The organism is Sinorhizobium sp. BG8, from assembly GCF_016864555.1.
Taxonomy (GTDB): domain Bacteria; phylum Pseudomonadota; class Alphaproteobacteria; order Rhizobiales; family Rhizobiaceae; genus BG8.
Genome location: NZ_CP044011.1, coordinates 4335851 through 4358042 on the forward strand (window position 1 = coordinate 4335851; position 22192 = coordinate 4358042).

Here is a 22192-nt window from a genome sequence, read left to right on the forward strand (position 1 = left end):
CTTTCCTGGCCGCTTCACTGTCGCCTAACATAGGGTCGGAGCATGTCCTTGCCAAGGCAAACCGCACAACCCTGAGGCTTTTATCGAATCTTCTTGAATGGCACCGGTCTTTCTCGGCCGCGAACGGCGAGCGACCCGGCGGAAGGCATGTGCGGCAGGCAGCCGGGCAACCGCTCCTCACCCGCCGAACGGTGAGGGAAACGGCTCCCGCCCGAACGTGGGTGCAAGTGCATTGGCGAGCTCCAGATCGAAGGCGGGAAGGAAACGGTCGTAGGGGGCAAGATGCGCCTCGACTGAAACGGCGGCCCCCGGGGGCTCTCCGCCCGAGGTTTTCAGGCTGGGCGCGGCCCGTCCCGCCCTCTTCGCGACAGCGTCCGGCACGCTCCCGTCCGCCACAACCCCATAGGGCATGCGGTGCGAACCTGCCGCCTCGACGAGGAGTGGCGATCGCGACGCGTTGACGACCCAGTAGCGCCCGTCCCAGAGGCGTCTTTCGCCCGGCTGGACCGTCAAGGGCAGGATGCCGCGGCATTCGCGGTAGATGTAGAGCCCGTCCTTGCGCCGATCGTATACCACCCGTCCGAAGGTCACCCGCGACAGGATGCCGCTCTCGAGAAACGCTCGTAACGGCGATCGGTCGACCGGGCCGGCCGGAAACACCCTGCCGCCCATGGCCGCGGCCAGGCTGGTCACCGCGCGCCATCCGCCGCGATCGCGCAGCGCACGTCCGATCCCTTCAAGATCGGTCCGGGCGACAAGGGCGGGAACCAGGCGACCGGGACTGTCGCCGTCGACAGCGGAATAGACGCGGAGATGCTCCCTGGCGAAATCGGCAGCCGCCTCTGAGAGCGCCTTACGATCGACCGAGGCATCGGTCGCTTCCTCCGGGGACACGTTATCACCCGCTAGCCCGACACGAACCCGCGCCCGCTCATACGCCATGTTGCGGTTGCTCGGGTCATCGATCCACCCCTCTCCGCTCTGGCTCAGGAACGTACGGATGTCGTCTCTCGCCAGGGCGAGAAAGGGTCTCATGATCCAGACGGAGCGATCGAACAGCACCTCGGCCGCCATGCCCGAGGTCCCTGCCGACTCCGGAGCGCCTCGGGCCTTGCGCATCGTGATCGTCTCGCGCTGGTCGTCGGCTGTGTGACCGGTCAGGATGGCAACGGCCTTCGTCTCGCGGGCGATACCTGCCAGAAGGTCGTAGCGGGCCTCGCGCGAGGCGGCAGACAGACCCGTCGCAGGCTTGGGGCCTTCCCACCTGCGGATGTGGTGTTCGATGCCATGGCGGGCGCACAGGGCCGCAACGGCCCGCGCCTCATCGGCCGACTCGGGCCTCAGCCCATGATCGACGGTGCAGGCAAGAATTGAGAGTCCGGGATAACGCCCGGTCGCGAGCGCGGCGCGAAGCGCCAGGAGCAGTCCGGTGGAGTCACTTCCTCCGGAGACGGCCACAACCAGTCTGGCTGGGCTCGGCACACTTGAAAGAAACGATCCGGCGGCGGAAAGGACGCCAGAAAGAGCGGCGTCGGCGACAGCGAAGGAGCTCATCGCCTCAGCAGGAGAGCCGGCTCTGCTCGCTGTTGACCTTCGTCTTCACAGCCTTGGAAGCGTTGGGATAGCGCTTGCCGACTTCGCGAAGCGTTGCGCAGGCAGTTTCCGTATTGTCGAGCGCCGCAAGCGACATGCCGAGCTTCAGCAGCATTTCCGGCGCCTTCTTCGACTGTGCGAAGGTCTGGTGCGCGTTCAGGAAGGTCTTGGCGGCTTCGTTGAAGTTGCCCTGCGAGTACTGTGCCTCGCCCATCCAGAAGCTAGCGTCCGCCGCCTTCTCGCCCTTCGGATAGATGTCGAGATAGTCGCGAAACTCCTTCTCGGCGAGCTGATAGTCGCCGGAGAGCACATGGCCGTAGGCCGCCTTGTAGATATCATCGGGATTGTCCAGCGATCCCGACGCAGTCCCGGACGATGCCGCAGGAAGCCCGGAATCGTCCCCGGGCATTACCTCCTTGCTGATCGACGCACTCTCGTTGAGGTCGGGGCTTGTTTCGGCACCAATGACGTTGCCTTTCTCGTCGAAGCGGACCGAACCCAGCTGTTGCGGCGGAGCGCCGAGGCCGTCATTTGATCCGCCATTGGCGCTGCCGATCGCCGCAGCGACGTCATCGCCGGCGGCTTCGTCCGCCGGCTGACCCGATCTCGTAGACAGATCGGTGACACTGCCGCTGTCGGCGGGCTTCGTCAGGCTTCCGCTCTTCTGCGACGTTCCCTTTCCGCCTTCCAGGTCCTGGAAGCGGTACTCGTTGTCTTCCTGAGTCTTGCGAAGCTGTTCCTGCATCTGCAGCAGCTGGTAGCTCAGCTCCTCGATGCGGCCGTTGAGCGTGCGCAGTTCTTCCTCGAGCTGGCCGATCCGGCCCGTCTCGTTCGATTGCGCCAGCACAACCTGCCCGTCTTTGGCGGTATGGGGCATGAATCGGCTCGCCAGCGCGGAGAGCGGCGATGCATGAAGCACCCCTGCCGTTCCGCCGAGGGCTGCCAGGCTGATCACGCCTGCCGCGACAAGTTTTCTCATCTGTCTTCGTCCTGTTGGATCCAATAACGCGCTTCGAAGCGCAGGGCCGATTTTTTCCAAATACACCCAAAAAGCAACGGACTTCGGCCAAAGTGTGTTGAAAAAAGAAAAGCCGCTTGCGAAAGCAAAAGGCCCCGCCGAACGAGGCAGGGCCTTGAGGAAATCACGCTCCCGTTTCTTCGGGAACCGCGGCAACTTACATGCCGGCGCCGCCAAGAACGGTGACTGCGCGGCGGTTCTGCGACCAGCACGAAATGTCGTCGCAAACGGCTACCGGACGTTCCTTGCCGTAGGAGATCGTCTTCATGCGGTTTGCAGGAACGCCGCGACCGATCAGGTACTGACGCGTGGCGGCCGCACGGCGGGCGCCGAGCGCGAGGTTGTATTCGCGCGTACCGCGCTCGTCGGCGTGGCCTTCGATGGTGATGGCGTAGTTCGGGTACTTCTGCAGCCACTGTGCCTGACGGTCGAGCGTCGCAGCGGCATCGGCACGAACCGACGACGAATCGGTGTCGAAGAAGATGCGGTCGCCGACGTTGACCGTGAAGTCCTGCGTGGAGCCGGGCGTCGCATTGTTCAGGCCGAGTTCGCCAGCGCTGTTCGGAAGGTTCTTCTTCGAGGCGCAGCCGGCAAGGGCCAGACCCATGAAGAGAGCGAGCATGACGGGATTACGTGCGATGGTCTGCATGCGGCCGGCGGCCGGGGTATCGATACGGCTCATGGGCCGGTCTCCTTGCGTCAGTTCAATTGAGGGCACTAGTTTCAATCAGGGTTGCCGGACTGTAACCGGAAGCGGTTAATCTGCTTTCAAGAATTATGGTTAACGGATGCTTACCGCGTGCTCCCACATTCAACGTCACAAAAAAGAAAGGCCGCCGCCTTACCGCGATTTGGCCTGACTTACAGGACTTTGCGGCAAGAAAACGGCGGCCCGCCATGTTTTCGGGGTGCTATTCGAGGAGCGGAGACCAGGCCGGGTCGGAAGCGAAGCCACCCGTCTTGACCAACTGCTCGTTGTAGCCGGTAAGGTCGATCGAGTAGAGCTGCGGTCCGCCGGCGCCGGCGCCCTGGCGGAAGAACATCAGAACGCGTCCGTTCGGAGCCCAGGTGGGACCTTCATTGTGGAAGCCCGTCGTCAGGATGCGCTCGCCCGAGCCGTCCGGCTTCATCACGCCGATCGAGAACTTGCCGCCAGACTGCTTCGTGAAGGCGATGAGGTCGCCACGCGGAGACCAGACCGGCGTCGAATAGGCGCCGTCGCCGAAGGAGATGCGGTTCTGTCCGGAGCCGTCGGCGTTCATGACGTAGAGCTGCTGGCGTCCGCCGCGGTCGCTTTCGAACACGATCTGGCCGCCGTCCGGCGAATAGGACGGAGAGGTGTCGATTGCCGCGGTCGAGGTGAGACGGGTGGTGGTGCGCGAACGCAGGTCCATCGTGTAGATGTTGGCGTTGCCTTCCTGCTGGAGGCTCATGATGACCCGCTGGCCATCCGGCGAGAAGCGCGGCGAGAAGGTCATGCCGGGGAAGTTGCCTACGACTTCGCGCTGTCCGGTCTCGAGCTGCAGCAGATAGACCCGCGGCTGCTCGTTTTCGAAGGACATGTACGTGATTTCCTGGCGGTTCGGCGAGAAGCGCGGCGTCAGCACGAGGTCGTTCGCGTTGGTCAATGCCCGCGAGTTGAAGCCGTCCTGGTCCATGATGGCAAGCTGACGCTTGCGGGCGGTCTTCGGGCCGCTTTCGGCGACATAGACGATGCGGGTGTCGAAGTAGCCCTTCTCGCCGGTCAGACGTTCATAGATCGCGTCGGCGATGATGTGGGCAACGCGGCGCCAGTTTTCAGGCTGCGTATAGAACTGCTGACCCGTCAGCTGCTGGTTGGCGAAGGTGTCCCAGAGACGGAACTCGGCGCGCAGCCGCCCGTCGCCTTCCTGGGTGACGCGGCCCGTCACGAGAGCCTGTGCGTTGATGACCTTCCAGTCCTCGAAACGCGGCGGCTGGTCGGGATTGGAGATCTTCTCGATGAAGGCCTGCTTGGAAACCGGCGCGAAGAGGCCCGAGCGCTGCAGGTCGGCTGCGATCACGTCGGTAATCTTCTGTCCGAGGTCCCCACTCGAAACAAAGTCGGTGACGGCGATCGGCAGCGGCTCGACGTTACCCTTGTTGATGTTGATTTCCACGAGCGCCCAGGCCGGCGACAGGAATGCCGCCAGGCCGGTCAGCACGACCAGAAAACGGAGAAGATTGCGTTTCAGCATGGTGTCTAGGCCTTCCTAGTTTTACATCATTTGGCTCGGATCGAAGTTCACGATCACTTCGCTCCAGGCATCGTATTTCTCGGGCGGCAGCCCCTTGAACGGTCTCGACTTCATGATCGCGCGCCGGGCACCGCCGGCGAGCGCGCGCCGGGCGGCTTCCGAGCCACCGGTCGCGACGACCTCGGGCTCGCCGATGATGTCGCCGTTCTGGTCGAGCTGCATCTTCACCTGGACGCGGACGTCCGCCGCATCGGCCATGCCGGGGATGATCGACCAGTTGTTCTGGATCTGCCCGCGCAACGCGTCCATTTCGCTCATGCTGAGTTTGGAGCCACCCGTCGTCTTCTTTCCGCCGAGTGCCGCCTCTTCCGTCGAGCTCTTGCGTCCGCCGCCCTTGGCCTTCTCCTTGTTGAGGAGTGCTGCCACCTCGTCGGCGTTGAAGTCGCTGTCGTTGGCTGAAGTCGCCTTCTTCTGCTTCTTCTTTTCCTCGTCCTTGCGATCGGGCGTCTTGGCGCTCTGGGCCTGCGCGGTCTCAACCTTGGGCTTCACGACAGGAACGGGGACGTTGTCGGGCAGCGCCTCAGCCTCGGCGATCTCCGCGGGAGCTTCCTCGGCGGGCTTTTCCTCCGGCTTCGGGTCGGGCTTGACCTCCTGCTTGGGCTCGGCCTCGGCCGCGACTTCCGTCGCCGGTGTCGTCTGGGGCTCTTCCTTGACGATTTCCTCTACCGGCTCCGGCTCGGGTGTCGGGGTGGGAACGACCTTTTCAGCCTTTTCCGGCGCCGCGGCCGTCTCGATATCCCTGGGCTTTTCCTCAGGCGTCGGCGGCGTCTTCAGGTCGAGCTCGTTGTCGCCAACGTTCTCGCCCTCGGTGGGCGTCGCCTTCTTGGTGGGGACTGGCGCGGACTTTTCCTTGAGGGTCGCCTTCTTGTCGCCCTGCTGGATCTGGGTGAGTTCCTCGATCGGCACGATATCGACCGGCATCGCCTCGATGTCGGCGACATCGAAGCTTTCAGGACTGCCGAGCGAGACCAGTGCCCAGGTGAGCACCAGGGCATGAAGCACGGCGGATGTGACGAGACTGCCCTTCATTGCGGCCGTTCACTTGTCCGGTTTCTGCTCGGTTACGAGACCGATATTGGTGAATCCCGCGGTCTGGATGCGCGACATGACATCTGCGATGACGCCATAGGGCGCCGTGCCGTCGCCACGCACGAAGATCCGCTCCGTATAGCCAGTGGTCGCAACCGCCTCGAGCTTGGCTGCGACTTCCTCGATCGCGATCGGCGTCTCCTGCAGGAACACTTCGCCGTCAGCCTTCACGGAGATCGTGATCGGCTGGGTCTCGGCGTTCAGCGCCTTGGCAGACGTCTTCGGCAGGTCGATCGGCACGCCGACCGTCATCAGCGGCGCGGCAACCATGAAGATGATGAGCAGCACGAGCATGACGTCCACGAAAGGCGTCACGTTGATCTCGCTCATCGGCGCCTTCTTGCCACCGCCGCGACGGCGTCGTCCGCCACCGGAATTCTTTTGACCGACTGACATGCCCATGGGATGGTCTCCGTTTCAGCGCCCGGTCACTGCGCCGCCTGGCGCGGCTGCAGCTTCTCGTCGATCTGGCGGGAGAGGATCGCCGAGAATTCGTCGGCAAAGCCTTCCATCCGGGACGTGATCTTGCCGGCGTCGGCCGAGAACTTGTTGTAGGCGATAACGGCGGGAATAGCCGCAAGCAGGCCGATCGCGGTTGCCAGAAGCGCTTCCGCGATACCCGGCGCAACGACGGCGAGGTTCGTCGACTTCGAGCCGGCGATGGCCTGGAAGGAGGTCATGATACCGACGACGGTTCCGAAGAGACCGACGAAGGGCGCCGCCGATCCGATGGTCGCGAGCGAGCCCAATCGGGCTTCCAGCGTCTCGGATTCCCGCGCCAGTGTCACGTCCATCGCCCTGTCGATACGCATCTGAAGACCGATCGGCGAGCGCGCACCGCGCTCGAAGCTCTTCTTCCATTCGCGCATCGCCGAGACGAAGATGGCGCTCATGCCGCTCGTCTGTCGATCGGCGAGTGTCCTGTAGAGCTCCTCGAGCGACTGCCCGGACCAGAACACCTGCTCGAAGCTGTCGAGCTGGCGACGGGCCTTGCCGTAGCTCAGCGTCTTGTCGACGACGATTGCCCATGTCCAGACCGACGCCGCGATGAGCCCCAGCATGACCAGCTTCACCACGAACCCGGCCTGCATGAAGAGCGACCAAAGGGTCACATCCGTCGTTGCTGCCAAACCTACCTGTTCCATAGACCTCTGTCCCCGAATCCAAAGACCCGGCACGGGCGCAGGGCACCGGACCGGGTTTCACATTCCTCTCGGTACCGACCGATTCCAGGAGGTGGAATGTGCCGGGACCGGATTTTCGCAAACCTGCGCAGCCTGCACGGACTTCTCGTCCGCACCCGCTTCGCACGCCCGTCAAGAATGTCCGGTTGATGCCGCCGGCCGCCATGCCGGTCAAATGCTTACAGCCTGCCTTCTTGCCGTCAATTTTGGTTAAAGGATGACGTGCAGTGCACAAAATCCTATGGGGGAGAGTAAGACATTATTATGGTTAAGGCTTCGTTACACTGAAGCCGCAATGTCGGGCAGCAGCCGATTTTCCGTTGCCGGCGCGCCTTAAGCAACAGGAACCAAAGCCTTTACCGTGCGTTGCTTCACGCATGAGACCGCTCGCCGAAAATCCGTCCCGCAATGCGCGGCAGCCTCCGACAGGCGAATGGCGCAAGCGCGCGATCCAGAGTTCCGGTTTGCTTGACACAGCACCGCGCAGGCGAGCATCGACCAACGGAGTGGTATGAACTATGGTTTCAAGGGCGATGTGGAAGGGACAGCTACGGCTCTCGCTGGTCTCCATCGGCGTCGAGCTCTTCAGCGCCACACGATCGAACGCGCGAACTTCGTTCCGGCAGATCCATAAGCCCTCCGGCAAACCTGTCCACTACGAGAAGATCGTCGACGGCATCGGCCCGATCAAGGAGGACGACATCGTCAAGGGCTACGAGCTGGATGACGGTAAGTACGTGCTGCTTCAGCCGAGCGAGGTCGACGCGGTCAAGCTCGAGACGAAGAAGACGCTGGAGCTCGTACAGTTCGTAGAGACCTGCGACATCCCTCCCCTCTACTTTGACAAGCCTTACTACCTCGTCCCCTCCGATGATCTCGCCGAGCACGCCTATCAGGTCGTGCGCGATGCATTGAGGGCAACCGGAAAGACAGGGCTGGGGCAACTCGCGATGCGCGGACGAGAATATCTTGCCGCGGTGCGCCCCTGTGGCGACGGCCTTCTCCTCGAGACCCTGCGCTATGTCGACGAGATCCGCAGCGCCGATCCGATGTTCGCCGGCATTCCCACCCGCGAGGCGGACAAGGAACTGCTCGACGTCGCGACCGCCCTGATCGAGCGCAAGACCGCGCCTTTCGACGCGGCGGCCTTCAAGGACCACTATGAGGACGCGCTGAAGGCGCTGGTGAAGCGGAAGATGAAGGGCAAGAAGATCGACATCGACGAAGAGGAGGAACGCCGTCCTTCCTCCGGCGGCAATGTCGTCGACCTTATGGCGGCCCTGAAAAAGAGCCTTGAGGGAAGCGGCAAACCATCCAGGCCGGCCGCCTCCGGCCGGCGCAAGTCCGCGTGAGGCGCCGCCATGGCTTCACCCCGGTCTTCTCTCGACGAGTACAACCGCAAGCGTGATTTCTCGAAGACCAGGGAGCCGAAGGGCGAACCCAACCGCAAGGCCAACGGCGGGTTCCGCTATCTGGTCCAGAAGCACGACGCGACGCGCCTCCACTACGATTTCCGCCTCGAATGGGACGGCGTCTTGAAGAGTTGGGCCGTGACGAAGGGTCCGAGCGTCAATCCGGACGACAAGCGCCTCGCAGTCCGCACGGAGGACCATCCGATGGCCTACGGCGACTTCGAGGGCACGATCCCCGAGAAGCAATATGGCGGCGGCACCGTGATGCTCTGGGACACCGGGCGCTGGGATCCGGTCGGCGACCCCGACGAGGGACTGAAGGAAGGCAAGCTGAAGTTCCGGCTCCACGGCCGGCGCCTCACCGGCGGCTGGACGCTGGTCAGAATGCGTCCGCGGCAGGGCGAGAAGGGTGAGAACTGGCTGCTGATCAAGGAACAGGACGATGCAGCCATGGAGGACGGGGATGGCGTGCTCGAAGGCAACCTGACCAGCGTCGTCAGCGGCCGGACGATGGGCGAGATAGCCGAAGGCAAGGGCGAGCGGAAGAAAAGGGTCTGGCAATCGAGCACAAGTGCTGCGGAGAACGTGCGTCGCGGCGCCATCGCCCCGCGCAAGGACAGGGTTTCTGGCAAGGCCCGCGGCACCGGAGCGAAGCTGCCTGCCTTCATGCCCCCGCAGCTCGCCACACTCGTATCCACTCCTCCGGCAGGAGACGACTGGGTGGCGGAAGTGAAATTCGATGGCTACCGGCTGATGTCCTCGATTGCGGGAGGAAAAGCCGTCTGCTTCACGCGCACCGGCCTCGACTGGACCGAAAAGTTTGCCGACATTGCCGCAGCGCTTGCCGGGCTCAACTGCGAAAGCGCGCTGATCGACGGCGAAGCGGTGGCCGCGAACGACGAAGGCTCGACATTCTCCGCCCTCCAGAAAGCCCTGAAGCACGGTGGACGTATCGTACTCTACGCCTTCGACCTTCTCAGCCTCGATGGCGAGGATCTGACCGGAAGTCCGCTCGTGGAACGCAAGGACGCACTGCGCGACCTTCTCGCAGGGGGCGACGGGAGCATTGTCAAGTTCAGCGAGCATGTGCGCGGGCACGCCACCGACGTCTTTCGAAGCATGTGCCGGGCCGGGCAGGAAGGCATCATCGCCAAGCGCGCGGGCGACCCTTACCGCTCCGGGCGCGTCGGCAGCTGGCTCAAGGTCAAGTGCACGCGGCGGCAGGAGTTCGTGATCGGCGGCTATTCGCCGTCCGACAAGAAGAACCGGCCCTTTGCCTCCCTGCTTCTCGGCACGTTCGAAGGTGACAGGCTGGTCTACAGGGGCCGGGTCGGCACCGGCTTCGACGAGCGGACGATGGAGGAGCTTGCGGGATTGTTCGCGAAGAGGCGGCGCAAGGCTTCGCCCTTCGCGGCCGTTCCGCCCGAGTTTTCGCATGACGCCGTGTGGCTGAAGCCGGACCTCGTGACTGAGATCGACTTCGCTGAATTTACCGATGACGGCCACATCCGGCACGGGTCGTTCGAGGGATTGCGAAGGGACAAGGAGGCGAGATCCGTGGTACTGGAGCAGGAAAAGAAAACCGCCGAAATCGTGGCTGATGCCACCAACACGGTGGAAGGGAAGTCATCAGGAGAGAAGGCCGCGGCAAAGAGGAAGGGCACGGACGTGACAGAGCGCAGCACCGGCGACCGCGTCGCCGGCATCGCCATCACCCATCCCGAGCGGGTCCTCTTCAAGGAAGAGAACATCCGCAAGATAGATCTTGCGCGCTACTATTCCGCCGTGTCCGGGCGCCTGCTCGAACATGCCGGCGGCCACCCGGTCTCGCTGATCCGCTGCCCGGGCGGCGACATCGAACACTGCTTCTTCCAGAAGCATGCCAGCGACGGTTTCCCGGAAGAGATCGATCAGGTTGCGATCACCGAGTCCTCCGGCAAGACCGAGAACTACATGATGATAACGGACGAGAAGGGTCTGGTCGCGGCCGTGCAGATGGGCACGATGGAATTTCACATATGGGGCGCTTCGGCCGCCCGATTGGAAACGCCCGACCGCCTGGTCTTCGACCTCGACCCCGACGCGGGCATCGGATTTTCGGAAGTAAGGGCGGCCGCGCTCGAGCTTCGGGACGTGCTGGACGCCGTGGGGCTCAGGACCGTGCCGCTCCTGACCGGCGGCAAGGGCATACACGTGATCGTACCGCTGGCACCGAAGGCCGAATGGGAGGCGGTGAAGACCTTCGCCAAGGGTCTCGCCCAACGCCTCGCCGACGCCAGCCCCGATCGCTACGTCGCGACCATGTCAAAGGCCAAGCGCAAGGGAAGGATCTTCATCGACTGGCTGCGAAACGAGCGCGGCGCGACCGCCGTCGCCCCTTACTCTGTCCGCGCGCGCCGGGGCGCTCCGGTGGCGACACCCGTGACCTGGGAGGAGCTTGCCGACATCGAGGCCGCGAACGCCTTCGGCATGTCCGAGGTCCTCGCCCGCATCGAAAGCGCCGATCCATGGGCGCCCGCACGGAAATGGAAGCAATCCTTGACGGACGCGATGGTGAAGGCCGTCGGCTGATAGATTTAGGCGTCGGCGGGACGGGCAGCACCGAGGAATTGTGCCGCCAGCCCTTCCGGTAGCCGGCGGGGCCGCCCCCTGGCATTGATGACCGCGATGATCACCTTGGCTGCAATCAGCATCTGTTCGCCGCGGCGGACTTCCTGCGAGAGCACCATCTTGGCGCCGCCCGCCTTTTCCGTGTGCGTGACGATCGTCAGGATGTCGTCCATGCGCGCGGGTGCCTTGAAGTCGATCTCCATGCGGTGAACCACGAAGGCCAGCCCTTCCGTGTCACCGTCGATGACGAGTGCCCCCTGCTCCACTCCAAGAAGCCTGAGATAGTCAGTCCGCCCGCGCTCCATGAAGTGCAAGTAGCGGGCATGGTAGACGACGCCGGAAAAGTCGGTGTCCTCGTAGTAGACCCGTTGGACCAGCCTGTGTCCGCCATTCGTCAGTTCGCCCGAAAGGGCATGGTTCAGCTCTGCCATCGCTCAACTCGCCGGATCGCTCATTCGTTCGCCTCTGTGGAGGAAAGGGCACGCAATTGCAAGGTTAGCACGCGTGTCACAATTGCCGCCTATCACCGTTGCATTCGTAGATCTCAGGGGATTCGGATGGCCTCGACGATGAAGATTGCAGTACTCGGCGGTGACGGTTTCGTCGGCTGGCCAACCTCTCTCCACCTTTCCAGCGCAGGCCACGACATCCACATTCTCGACAATCTCTCGCGCCGCTGGATCGATACGGAACTGGGGGTCCAGTCGTTGACGCCGATGGACTCGATACAGGAGCGCACCCGCATCTGGCACGAGCAGACGGGTCGAAGGATCCGCTTCCACCTGATCGACCTAGCGCGAGACTATGAACTCCTGAAGAACTGGCTGGCGGCCGAGCGCCCCGACGCAATTGTCCACTTCGCCGAACAGCGTGCCGCGCCCTATTCGATGAAGAGCGACCGCCACAAGAACTACACGGTCAACAACAACGTCAATGCCACGCACAACCTGTTGAACGCCATGGTCGAGACGGGTCTGGACGCGCATCTCGTTCACCTCGGAACGATGGGAGTCTACGGCTATTCGACAGTTGGCGCAGCCATTCCGGAGGGTTACCTGCCGGTCGGCATAGAGACGATCAGCGGCGGAACGGCGAGGCAGGAGATCCTCTATCCCTCCAACCCGGGTTCGATCTACCACATGACCAAGTGCCTGGATCAGCTGCTCTTCCAGTTCTACGCGAAGAACGACGGCCTGCGGATAACCGACCTACACCAGGGGATCGTGTGGGGCACGCATACGCGCGATACTGCTGTTCATCCGCAGCTGATCAACAGGTTCGACTACGACGGCGACTACGGGACGGTTCTCAACCGCTTCCTCATCCAGGCAGCGATAGGCTACCCGCTGACGGTGCATGGCACGGGCGGCCAGACGCGGGCGTTCATTCACATCCAGGATTCCGTGCGCTGCATCCAACTGGCGCTCGACAATCCGCCCGCGCGCGACTCCCGCGTCGAGATCTTCAACCAGATGACCGAAACGCACCGAATCCGCGACCTTGCGAAGCTCGTTTCCGGGATGACCGGAGCGGACATCGCCTGGCTTCCCAACCCGCGCAAGGAAGCGCCCGAGAACGAACTCGTGGTCGAGAGCGCCAAGTTCCGCGAGCTGGGGCTCGCTCCGACGCGTCTCGCAAACGGTCTCCTGTCCGAGATCGTCGATGTCGCCCGCAAGTTCGCCTATCGCGTGGACCGCTCGCGCGTTCCCGCAGTCTCGGCCTGGACGCGCGATCTGGCGCCGCTGATCAACGCGGATCCCGAAGGGCGTAGGCTGAAATCCGTGTCATGACGGCCGACCCCGATCAGGGCCTTCGACGTCAGGGCACCGCGGGGTCGCGGGTCGCCTATGTCACGCTGGTCACGAACGACGACTACGCCCGCGGCGCAACCGCCCTCGCCCGATCACTCAGGAGGACGGGCACGCGCGCCGACCTCGTGGCAATCCATACGCCCGCCCTCGCGCGCAACTGCGTTCGCTCCCTTGCGGGCGAAGGCTGGAGACTGGTGGAAGCCGATCACCTGCCCCTGTCCGACGGTTTCAACCAGCGTCACGCCCGCGGTGAGATCCACCGCGACGCGCCCTTCACGAAGGGAGTAAAGCCCGAATTCCACACGCCGCTCGACAACTTCATCAAGCTGCGGCTGTGGCAGCTGATCGACTACGAGACCTGCATCTTCCTCGATGCCGACACGCTCGTTCTGCGCAGTATCGACAAGCTCTTTTCCTACCCCGAGTTCTCGGCGGCACCGAATGTCTACGAGAACCTTGCGGATTTCCGGAGACTGAATTCCGGCGTCTTCGTCGCACGGCCGTCGCTTGCCACCTTTGAGGCGATGCTTGCGAGGCTCGACCAGCCCGAAGCTTTCTGGCGCCGCACCGACCAGACCTTCCTCGAGGCCTTCTTCCCGGATTGGCATGGCCTGCCGGTCTACATGAACATGCTGCAATACGTGTGGTTCACCATGCCGGAGCTTTGGGACTGGAAGAGTATCCACGTCCTTCACTACCAGTACGAAAAGCCCTGGCAGGACGGTCATGCGAAAGCGGAGAGACTGATGCCGCTGATCGCGCTGTGGCGCGCCTTCCACGATGGAACCCCGATACCGGATATCGGCGGGCTTGCAGGCCCTCGGCGGACATGACGCGCGTGCTCGTCTCGGGTGGATCCGGCTATGTCGGCCGGTTCATCGTCGAGCATCTGGCGGCGCATGGGTACAAGGTGACCTCTGCCGGGCGTACGCCCGCCTCTTCAGGACATTTCACGGGCGATGTCGCTTACGTCCCCCTCCACCTCGATCCGGACCTGGACCAAAGCCATGCGTTTCATGACGTCGACTGCTTCGTGCACGCCGGCTTCGCGCACATTCCCGGAAAGTACCGCGGCGGAGAGGGTGACGATCCCGAAGCCTTCCGGCGCGCCAATCTCGAGGGCTCGGTCAGGCTCTTCGAACAGGCACTGCGCGCCGGCGTTCGCCGTTGCGTCTTCCTGTCGAGCCGAGCGGTCTATGGTCGGCAGGCAGCGGGCATCGCTTTGACGGAAGACATGACCCCGCAGCCGGATACGCTTTACGGCAGCGTGAAGCTCGACGCGGAACGCAGTCTCCACGCTTTGAGCGGGCGCGGCTTCGCGACGGCGAGCCTGCGCGTGACCGGCGTCTACGGGCAGGCAGCCCCCGGATCCCGGCACAAGTGGGAGACGCTCATTTCCGACTATCTCGCAGGACGGCCGGTGGCGGCACGGGCAGGAACCGAGGTCCACGGCGCTGACGTAGCTGAGGCCGTCAGGCTGATGCTCGGGACTGACGCAGCACGGATCAGCGACGAGAGCTTCAACGTCTCCGACATCCTTGTCGACACCCGGGCGATCCTCGCGCCCGTGATGAAAGAGAGCGCCAGTCTCCAAGCCTTGCCGCCTCGTGCCGATGGACAGGGAGTGAACGTCATGTCGACGGACAAGATCCGCACTCTCGGCTGGGCGCCGGGCGGGTGGCCGCGGTTCGAGGAGTACGCGCGGGATCTGGCAGCGCGCTTTCGGGCATAGCGCCGCGTAGGTCAGGGTGCTCCACCTGGCCGCCGCTCACGTGCGATCGACGGCGCGTGCGCCTTGGTAATTATGCGGATGGAGCGGGCGGATATCCCAGCTCGATGATGGTGATCTCCGGCGGCGAACCGAAGCGGACCGGCGCGATGGAGCAACCGAGGCCACCTGAAATCACGATGTCGCGGCCTTCTTCCTGCACATGGCCATAGACATAGCGATTACCGTAGCGCGAGGGCACGACAGGCGCATAACCGAAGATCCTGACCTGCCCGCCATGCGTATGCCCGGAGAGCGTCACAGACACGCGGGAGGGAACCTGGGGAAAAATATCCGGTTCGTGGGCAAGCAGGACGACCGGGTCGTCGTCTTCCACCTGGGCCAGCGTCCCGTGGAGATCGTCGAGCCCCTGGAAGGAGGCACGCTGCCATTGCGAACTCGGCCGCAGCGCGACCTGGTCCTCGAGGCCTGCGATCCAGAAGCCGCGCCCGTCCTTCTCAAACCGAGCGGCACGATTGGAATAGACGTCGATCCCGACGTCTCGCAGCGCCCTGTGGGCGACCGTCTCGCCGCCGCCGGCGGCTTGTGCGTCCGGATCTTCCCACCAGTCGTGATTGCCCAGGACGGCATGGACGCCGAGAGGTGCCTTCAGCGCCTGGAGGCACTTTGCCCATTCCGGCGCCGTGACGGTGCCGACGGCCCCGCGCATGCTCGAGGTGAAATCGCCGAGCAGGACGATCATGTCTCCCGAAAGGGCATTCGCGCGGGCAACGATGCCGTCAATGCGGGACGTCGTCATCCAGGGCTTGCAGGCGTGGATATCGGCAAGCGCCACGATCCGAAGCCGGAGACCGTCAGGCCAGTTGGCCGGACGGATGCGATAGTTGGCAATGCGCAGACGGCCCATCGGCTCGAAGCCCACGGCGTAGCTCCCGGTCGCAATCCCCGAAAGCAGCAGGCCGCCAAGCGTCTTCAACAGTCCGCGTCGCGTCACCACTCAATCGTCCTCCGTAAACAGCCGGAATTGCGAAGCCTCGAGATCCTTGGGGACTGCCAGCCCGAGATGCTTCCAGGCATTGGCCGTCAGCACGCGCCCGCGCGGCGTACGCTGGATGAAGCCCTGCTGGATCATGTACGGTTCTATGATGTCCTCGATCGCGTCCCTGGGCTCCGAGAGGCCGGCCGCGATCGTCTCAATACCGACCGGCCCGCCGCCAAAATTGTGCGCGATCATCGAAAGGTAGCGCCGGTCAAGCTGGTCGAGACCCATATTGTCGACAAGGAGGCGCGTCAGTGCTTCGTCGGCGATCTCCTTGGTGACGGCCTCGGCGTTGGCCACTTCCGCGAAGTCTCTCACCCGCCGCAGCAGACGGCCTGCGATCCGCGGCGTCCCGCGGGCGCGGCGCGCGATCTCGCGGGCGCCGCCATCGGTCATGCCGAGCCCCATCAGCCGCGCCCCGCGCCGCACGATCAGTTCCAGTTCCTCGACCGTATAGAAATTGAGCCGCACCGGAATACCGAAGCGATCACGCAGCGGCGTCGTCAACAGGCCCAGCCGGGTGGTCGCCGCGACGAGCGTGAACTTCGAAAGGTCGATCTTGACCGAACGCGCCGCCGGTCCCTCGCCGATGATGAGGTCGAGCTGGAAATCCTCCATCGCCGGGTAGAGGATCTCTTCCACCGCCGGATTGAGCCGGTGGATCTCGTCGATGAAGAGCACGTCCCGCTCTTCGAGATTGGTCAGAAGCGCCGCGAGATCCCCCGCCTTTGCGATAACCGGGCCGGAGGTCGAGCGGAAATTGACCCCGAGTTCCTTCGCCATGATCTGCGCAAGCGTCGTCTTGCCGAGGCCGGGCGGCCCGACGAACAGCACATGGTCCAGCGCCTCGCCGCGATTCTTGGCCGCCTCGATGAAGATCTTCAGGTTCGCTCGTGCTTCCGCCTGGCCGGTAAAGTCGTCGAGCGTCTGCGGCCGCAGCGTCGCGTCGACATCTTCGCCTCGCTTGTCGGAAGAAATGAGCCGTGCGGCTTCGGTCATGTCAGAAGTTCCATTCCGGGGATGCGGTCTGCCGTTTTGGCATCAAAAGTTCTGGTGGTCGTGTAGCTGGCGTCATGGTTTCGAAGGGTCATGAATATTTTCGCAAATTCCACGTCCGAACGTTTCGTTTCCGCCAGCGCCTGCAATACGAGCGGCCCATTCTCGAACCGGATGTCCTGACTGTCCGGCAAGTCCGATATGCCTATCATGACCTAGCCTGTCGTCAGCAGCGTGACGCGATCGACATGGCCAGGGCCAATTTCCGGCGGTTGCTCCAGCAATGCCACGACCCCTGCGCTCTGTTCTTCGTCATATTTCAAGAGAAGACGCAAGAGATTGCGGGTGTCGAGTCCGATCATTTCCAACTCGCAGATGATCGATAGTAAGGAATCATGCCGTAAACAAGGACATCACCGCGACAGCTCCTTCAGGCCCAGCCGGATCAGCTTGGCGCTGTCGGCTCCCTCGCCGCCGTTCTTCAGGGCGGCGGCGACAGCGTTGGCCGCCTGATCGCGCGAATAGCCGAGGTTGGTGAGTGCCGAGACGGCATCCGCCACGGGTGCCGGCGCGACCCCTTCTCCGAGTTCCTGCTTGAGGCCGATCGACGCCCCGGCATCGCCGGCAAAGGCGGGCGCCTTGTTCTTCAGCTCCGTGACGATGCGCACGGCGACTTTCGGTCCGACCCCCGGCGCGCGCGAGACGGATGTCTTGTCCTGCAGCGCGATCGCGTTGGCGAGCTCGCCCGGCGTGAGTGTCGACAGGACGGCGAGCGCGACCTTCGAACCCACGCCCTGCACGCTCTGCAGAAGCCGGAACCATTCGCGCTCGAGCGCCGTCATGAACCCGAAGAGCTTGAGCTGGTCCTCGCGCACATAGGTCTCGATGAAGAGCACTGCCGCCTCCCCAGCGGAACCCAGCTTCGATAGGGTTCGCGCGGAGCAGAAAGCGACGTAGCCGACGCCATGCACATCGAGCACAACGTGATCCTCGCCGATCTCGTCGATCGTCCCTTTCAGCTTGCCGATCATTGGATATCTCGCATCTTGGGTAGGTCTCCGGCGTGATCAGTCAACGGTAGGAAAATACGATTGGCACCAAAGGGCACATCAGGAACAAACCTATCCGACCAGCGCCGCCAGCCGCCCGGTGATGCTCTGCCTGTTGTGCGCGTGGCAGATGGCGATGGCGAGCGCGTCCGCCGCGTCGTTGCCCTTGAACTCCGCCTTCGGCATCAGGACTTTCAGCATCATGTGGATCTGCTGCTTCTCGCCATGACCGACGCCGATCACCGCCTTCTTCACGGCGTTTGGCGCGTATTCGGCGACCTTCAGGCCCGCACGCGCCGGCACGAGCATGGCGATGCCGCGCGCCTGGCCGAGCTTCAGGGTGGCGGTCGCGTCCTTGTTGACGAAAGTCTGCTCTACCGCCGCCTCGTCAGGCTGGAAGCTGTGCACGATCTCCGCCAGACCATCGTGGAGTTGGCAAAGGCGCGACGCCAGGTCCATGTCGCCGTCGGACGTCACCGTACCGGACGCGACGAACCGCAGCGAATTGCCGAGCGTCTCGATGATGCCCCACCCGGTGCGACGAAGCCCGGGATCGATGCCGATGATGCGAATCGTGCCTTGCATGAAGCGACCCTATGCGTGATTGCGCCAACCTGCCAGCGAAAAGTGAACAAAACAAAAACATCCACACAGACCGCGTGTCGGATTACGCGCCTCTGGTCTGCAGGTCGCAATCAAATCTTGGATTTCAGAAAATTGAACCTACATGGGGCTGAATTCAGATTATCTCACGCTGAGGTCAGCCATGGTGCCCTTTTCAATCCTTGATCTTTCACCGGTCATCGAGGGCGGCACCGTCGCCCAATCGCTTGCCAACTCCCGCCGCCTCGCCCAGGAGGCGGAAGCCGAGGGCTACAAGCGCTTCTGGCTTGCCGAGCATCACGGCATGCGCGGCATTGCGAGCGCCGCGACCTCGCTTGTCATCCAGCATGTCGCGGCTGGAACGAACCACATCCGCGTTGGCTCCGGTGGGGTCATGCTGCCAAACCACTCACCGCTCGTGATCGCCGAGCAGTTCGGCACGCTCGCCGCGCTTTTCCCCGATCGCATCGACCTTGGCCTCGGCCGCGCCCCCGGCACCGACATGAACACCGCCCGCGCGCTCCGTCGCAATCTCGATGCGGCCTCCAACAGCTTTCCGCAGGATGTCGTCGATCTGATGGCGCTGCTCGGTCCCACCCAACCCAACCAGCAGATCGTCGCCGTGCCCGGCGCGAACAGCAACGTGCCCGTCTGGCTGCTCGGTTCCAGCCACTATTCGGCGCACCTGGCGGGCATGCTCGGCCTGCCCTTCGCCTTCGCATCGCATTTTGCGCCCGACATGCTCCTCTCCGCTCTGGAGATCTACCGCGAGCGCTTCGAGCCGTCGCAGTATCTCGACCGGCCGCACGCCATGGTCGGCGTCATGGGTACTGCGGCCGATACCGATGCCGAGGCCCAACACCTGTTTACCTCCATGCAGCAATCCTTCGTCGCGCTGCGCCGGGGCACGCCGACCGCCTTTCCGCCGCCGGTGGAGAGCATGGAGAACTTTTGGAGCGACTCCGAAAAGATCATGGTCGAACACACGCTGCAGTATGCCGTCGTCGGCGGGCCGGAAACCATACGCGAGAAAATCGCGGGCTTCCTCGACCTGACCAGGGCCGACGAGCTGATTGTTTCCATGCCGGTGTTCGACATGGAGGCACGGCTGAGATCGGTGCGCCTGTTCGCAGACGCCCGGCGGGCGCTGACGCCGGCCGCATGAAATGAGAAAGGCCCGGATCTCGCGGAGAGATCCGGGCCTTCGGATTGCTTCGGAAGCTGGCCTCAGGCCGAGAGCTTCGCCAGAACTTCGTCTGATACTTCGAAGTTCGAGTAGACGTTCTGCACGTCGTCGTCGTCTTCGAGCGTATCGATCAGCTTCATCAGCGACTGGGCCTTTTCCTCATCGACCGGCACCGTGTTCTGTGCCTTCCAGATGGCCTTGACGGTTTCAGCCTCGCCAAGCGTCGTCTCGAGCGCCTTGGAGACGTCACCGATGGCCTCGAAGCCGCAGATGATCGTGTGACCATCCTCATCGGTGCTGACGTCGTCGGCGCCCGCTTCGATCGCCGCTTCCATCACCGAATCTGCATCGCCGGCGGAAAGCTTGTAAGTGATCTCGCCAACGCGGTCGAAGGAGAAGGATACCGAGCCCGTTTCGCCGAGCGCGCCGCCCGCCTTGGTAAAGGTCGAGCGCACCGACGAGGCGGTACGGTTGCGGTTGTCGGTCAGCGCCTCCACGATGACGGCGACGCCGCCCGGGCCGTAACCCTCGTAGCGGACTTCCTCGTAGTTCTCCGCGTCTCCGCCGGCAGCCTTCTTGATTGCGCGCTCGATGTTGTCCTTGGGCATCGACTGCGCCTTGGCGTTCTGGATCGCAAGGCGCAGGCGCGGGTTCATTCCCGGGTCGGCCATGCCGGACTTCGCGGCGACGGTGATTTCTCGTGCGAGCTTGGAAAACATCTTGGAACGCACGGCGTCCTGACGCCCCTTGCGATGCATGATGTTCTTGAACTGTGAATGGCCAGCCATGGCACCCCTGTCTCTATTTGGCGCACGCTGAGCGTCTCTGTCGGAGGCGTCCGCACGCTATGTTCGTCTGTTCGGGAGGCCACGCGTCCCGGTCAGCCGGGTCCGGCAGCTCCAATTTTCGGAATGGCGCCTTATAGTTTCATTGCCGCCATCCGTCCAGCAGGGCGACAAAAAAGGAAGAAGGGGGACTTGGCGAGCCTGCCGGCACGCGCGGCCGGCGCGTTAAACCGCGCTCAGACTCCGGAAAGCACGTAGATCGTAGGCCGGCGCGGCAGCGATGTGGCGGAGACCGAAATCGTTGCGTTCTCCGCGAAGACCTTCTCGAAATCTTCGCCGAACATGTCGAGAAACTGACCTATCGGCGGGCCGCGGCGATGCATCGGCAGGATCAGGGCCGACCGCAGCCGGCTGACGACACGGCTCATGCTTTCAGCACCCATCGTCAGCCCGCCATCGACGGGCACCATCAGGACGTCGAGCCGACCGATGTCAGCATATTGCTTGTCCGTCAGCTCGTGATGCAGATGTCCGAGATGGCCGATGCAGAGCCCCGCAACCTCGAAGATGAAGATGGAGTTTCCATCCGGCTCCATCGCGCCTCCCCAGGCGCGGATGTCGGTGGTCACGTTGCGGATATAGGTATCGCCGACGACCACATCGTGATCGGCGGGTGCGTCGTCGTCCCCCCAGCCGTGGAGGACGAACTCGATGCCCGGCTCCGGCGACAGAGTGTAGTGGCTGGAGTGCGCCTTGTTCATCGTCACGACGGTCGGAAGCGACGGCGGCTTGTACCAGCCATTGTAGTCGGTGGCGATCTTCACCCCCGCGGGCGTCTCGATGAAGAAGGTCGAATGGCCGACATAGGTGATCCTGACAGAGGGGGCGTCCGCCTGGGCGAGCGTCATTCCCTCCCCCTGGAAGCTCGCGAACACCACTCCCGGCAGGCTTCTCGCGATCAGCTGGCATTGACTGACCATAGGTTGCCCATCCTGCGCCCGCACGGCGGACGGGGCGAGCCAGAACTGGCAGAACAGGACAAGTAGAACAAGGAACGGCATCGGCGGCATCAAGCGCTCCGGTCGTCGGCATTCTGGCGCGAACTATGCCCGTCGAGTGCCGTGCGGTCGAGGCTGCGCCATGCCGTCGGCGATCACAATCGTGTCACCATTCCACGGCCGCACGGTCCATTTGCCGGGAACAATGGAATGCATGGGACGTTCCCTGTCCGTACGCAATTGCAACCGCAGGAAGCCAAGGAGCACACGATGTCCAGCCTGACCAAGGCCCGCGAAAACCCCAAGGAACAGCTTTTCGACGAGATCGACAAGGTCAACGCCGGAATGCTTGGCGTCGAGGGATCTCACATGCACATGCAGCCGATGGCTCCGCAGCTTGACCGGCAGAGTGCCACCATCTGGTTCTTCACGAAGACCGATGCCGAGATCGTCCACGCGATCGGACCTGCCTCACGGGCGCATTTCTGCGTCGTCGGCAAGGACCAGGACTACCATGCCTGCCTTTCGGGACGGATTGAGGTGCGCAAGGATCCCGTCAAGATCGACGAGTATTGGAGTTCGATCGTGGAAGCATGGTTCGACCACGGCAAGAACGACCCTCAGCTGACGATGATCGCCCTGCGCCTCGATGACGCCGAGATTTGGGCATCGACCGGAAGCGCGCTGAAGTTCGGCTGGGAAATCGCCAAGGCCAACTTCAACCCCGACGAGGAGCCGGACGTCGGCGTGAAAGCACATGTGGTTTTCAACGAGATGCCGACTGCAGGCTTTCACCGCATGATCTGACGCAAAC

Annotated in this window: 22 protein-coding genes; 7 read left to right on the plus strand and 15 right to left on the minus strand. The window is 63.4% G+C overall.

Translation table 11 applies throughout. The features are described 5' to 3' along the window. Positions 1 to 177: 177 nt before the first annotated feature. From tilS to tolQ, 7 genes are all read right to left on the minus strand, one after another. Positions 178 to 1554: a tRNA lysidine(34) synthetase TilS gene (gene tilS, locus F3Y30_RS20180; protein ID WP_203424432.1), complete on the minus strand. Its 1377-nt coding sequence runs from the start codon at positions 1552 to 1554 to the stop codon at positions 178 to 180. A gap of 4 nt (positions 1555 to 1558) precedes the next feature. Then, a complete protein-coding gene (gene ybgF, locus F3Y30_RS20185) occupies positions 1559 to 2572 on the minus strand; it encodes a tol-pal system protein YbgF (RefSeq protein WP_203424433.1) in 1014 nt (337 codons plus the stop codon). 196 nt (positions 2573 to 2768) lie between these two features. Then, positions 2769 to 3293, minus strand: coding sequence for a peptidoglycan-associated lipoprotein Pal (pal, locus tag F3Y30_RS20190; RefSeq protein WP_203424434.1), 525 nt, complete (start codon positions 3291 to 3293; stop codon positions 2769 to 2771). A 229-nt stretch (positions 3294 to 3522) separates the two neighbouring features. Continuing rightward, positions 3523 to 4827 carry a Tol-Pal system beta propeller repeat protein TolB gene (gene tolB, locus F3Y30_RS20195; RefSeq protein ID WP_203424435.1) on the minus strand — a complete coding sequence of 435 codons (1305 nt, stop codon included), beginning with the start codon at positions 4825 to 4827 and terminating at the stop codon, positions 3523 to 3525. A gap of 21 nt (positions 4828 to 4848) precedes the next feature. Next, a complete protein-coding gene (locus F3Y30_RS20200) occupies positions 4849 to 5916 on the minus strand; it encodes a hypothetical protein (RefSeq protein WP_203424436.1) in 1068 nt (355 codons plus the stop codon). A 9-nt stretch (positions 5917 to 5925) separates the two neighbouring features. Next, the gene (tolR, locus tag F3Y30_RS20205) at positions 5926 to 6378 is read right to left on the minus strand and encodes a protein TolR (RefSeq protein WP_203424437.1); all 453 of its coding nucleotides are present in this window, start codon (positions 6376 to 6378) and stop codon (positions 5926 to 5928) included. Positions 6379 to 6404: 26 nt separating this feature from the next. Continuing rightward, on the minus strand, positions 6405 to 7121 hold the full coding sequence (gene tolQ, locus F3Y30_RS20210; RefSeq protein WP_203424438.1) for a protein TolQ: 717 nt from the start codon (positions 7119 to 7121) through the stop codon (positions 6405 to 6407). Positions 7122 to 7678: 557 nt separating this feature from the next. On the opposite strand from tolQ, the gene F3Y30_RS20215 reads away from it, so the two are divergent. Both F3Y30_RS20215 and ligD read left to right on the plus strand, forming a co-directional pair. Next, a complete protein-coding gene (locus F3Y30_RS20215) occupies positions 7679 to 8512 on the plus strand; it encodes a Ku protein (protein WP_203424439.1) in 834 nt (277 codons plus the stop codon). Positions 8513 to 8521: 9 nt separating this feature from the next. Then, positions 8522 to 11143: a DNA ligase D gene (ligD, locus tag F3Y30_RS20220; protein ID WP_203424440.1), complete on the plus strand. Its 2622-nt coding sequence runs from the start codon at positions 8522 to 8524 to the stop codon at positions 11141 to 11143. Positions 11144 to 11148: 5 nt separating this feature from the next. Here ligD and ybgC read toward each other — a convergent pair whose 3' ends face one another. Further along, the gene (gene ybgC / locus F3Y30_RS20225; protein WP_203424441.1) at positions 11149 to 11613 is read right to left on the minus strand and encodes a tol-pal system-associated acyl-CoA thioesterase; all 465 of its coding nucleotides are present in this window, start codon (positions 11611 to 11613) and stop codon (positions 11149 to 11151) included. A gap of 138 nt (positions 11614 to 11751) precedes the next feature. Here ybgC and F3Y30_RS20230 point away from each other — a divergent pair, with 138 nt between their 5' ends. From F3Y30_RS20230 to F3Y30_RS20240, 3 genes are read left to right on the plus strand one after another with little or no spacing between them, the layout of a single operon-like run. Beyond that, positions 11752 to 12972, plus strand: a complete 1221-nt coding sequence (locus tag F3Y30_RS20230; RefSeq protein ID WP_203426706.1) for an NAD-dependent epimerase/dehydratase family protein — start codon at positions 11752 to 11754, stop codon at positions 12970 to 12972. Beyond that, on the plus strand, positions 12969 to 13826 hold the full coding sequence (locus tag F3Y30_RS20235) for a glycosyltransferase (protein ID WP_203424442.1): 858 nt from the start codon (positions 12969 to 12971) through the stop codon (positions 13824 to 13826). Before F3Y30_RS20230 ends, F3Y30_RS20235 begins: the two co-directional genes overlap by 4 nt. Further along, positions 13823 to 14725, plus strand: a complete 903-nt coding sequence (locus tag F3Y30_RS20240; protein ID WP_203424443.1) for an NAD(P)-dependent oxidoreductase — start codon at positions 13823 to 13825, stop codon at positions 14723 to 14725. The genes F3Y30_RS20235 and F3Y30_RS20240 overlap by 4 nt, the downstream gene beginning before the upstream one ends. 70 nt (positions 14726 to 14795) lie before the next feature. On the opposite strand, the gene F3Y30_RS20245 is transcribed toward F3Y30_RS20240, so the two are convergent. From F3Y30_RS20245 to ruvC, 5 genes are all read right to left on the minus strand, one after another. After that, positions 14796 to 15719, minus strand: coding sequence for a metallophosphoesterase (locus tag F3Y30_RS20245; protein WP_203424444.1), 924 nt, complete (start codon positions 15717 to 15719; stop codon positions 14796 to 14798). Continuing rightward, positions 15720 to 16760 carry a Holliday junction branch migration DNA helicase RuvB gene (gene ruvB, locus F3Y30_RS20250; RefSeq protein ID WP_203424445.1) on the minus strand — a complete coding sequence of 347 codons (1041 nt, stop codon included), beginning with the start codon at positions 16758 to 16760 and terminating at the stop codon, positions 15720 to 15722. A 212-nt stretch (positions 16761 to 16972) separates the two neighbouring features. Beyond that, complete coding sequence (locus F3Y30_RS20255; RefSeq protein ID WP_203424446.1) at positions 16973 to 17119, minus strand: hypothetical protein; 147 nt, start codon at positions 17117 to 17119, stop codon at positions 16973 to 16975. 51 nt (positions 17120 to 17170) lie between these two features. After that, complete coding sequence (gene ruvA, locus F3Y30_RS20260) at positions 17171 to 17788, minus strand: Holliday junction branch migration protein RuvA (protein ID WP_203424447.1); 618 nt, start codon at positions 17786 to 17788, stop codon at positions 17171 to 17173. A 90-nt stretch (positions 17789 to 17878) separates the two neighbouring features. Further along, the gene (gene ruvC / locus F3Y30_RS20265; protein ID WP_203424448.1) at positions 17879 to 18391 is read right to left on the minus strand and encodes a crossover junction endodeoxyribonuclease RuvC; all 513 of its coding nucleotides are present in this window, start codon (positions 18389 to 18391) and stop codon (positions 17879 to 17881) included. A 181-nt stretch (positions 18392 to 18572) separates the two neighbouring features. On the opposite strand from ruvC, the gene F3Y30_RS20270 reads away from it, so the two are divergent. After that, positions 18573 to 19574: an LLM class flavin-dependent oxidoreductase gene (locus F3Y30_RS20270; RefSeq protein WP_203426707.1), complete on the plus strand. Its 1002-nt coding sequence runs from the start codon at positions 18573 to 18575 to the stop codon at positions 19572 to 19574. A gap of 62 nt (positions 19575 to 19636) precedes the next feature. Here F3Y30_RS20270 and F3Y30_RS20275 read toward each other — a convergent pair whose 3' ends face one another. Together F3Y30_RS20275 and F3Y30_RS20280 are read right to left on the minus strand one after the other, a co-directional pair. Continuing rightward, complete coding sequence (locus F3Y30_RS20275; RefSeq protein WP_203424449.1) at positions 19637 to 20383, minus strand: YebC/PmpR family DNA-binding transcriptional regulator; 747 nt, start codon at positions 20381 to 20383, stop codon at positions 19637 to 19639. Positions 20384 to 20616: 233 nt separating this feature from the next. Continuing rightward, a complete protein-coding gene (locus tag F3Y30_RS20280; protein ID WP_203424450.1) occupies positions 20617 to 21450 on the minus strand; it encodes an MBL fold metallo-hydrolase in 834 nt (277 codons plus the stop codon). A 198-nt stretch (positions 21451 to 21648) separates the two neighbouring features. Here F3Y30_RS20280 and F3Y30_RS20285 point away from each other — a divergent pair, with 198 nt between their 5' ends. Next, positions 21649 to 22185, plus strand: a complete 537-nt coding sequence (locus tag F3Y30_RS20285; protein ID WP_203424451.1) for a pyridoxamine 5'-phosphate oxidase family protein — start codon at positions 21649 to 21651, stop codon at positions 22183 to 22185. Positions 22186 to 22192 lie beyond the last annotated feature (7 nt).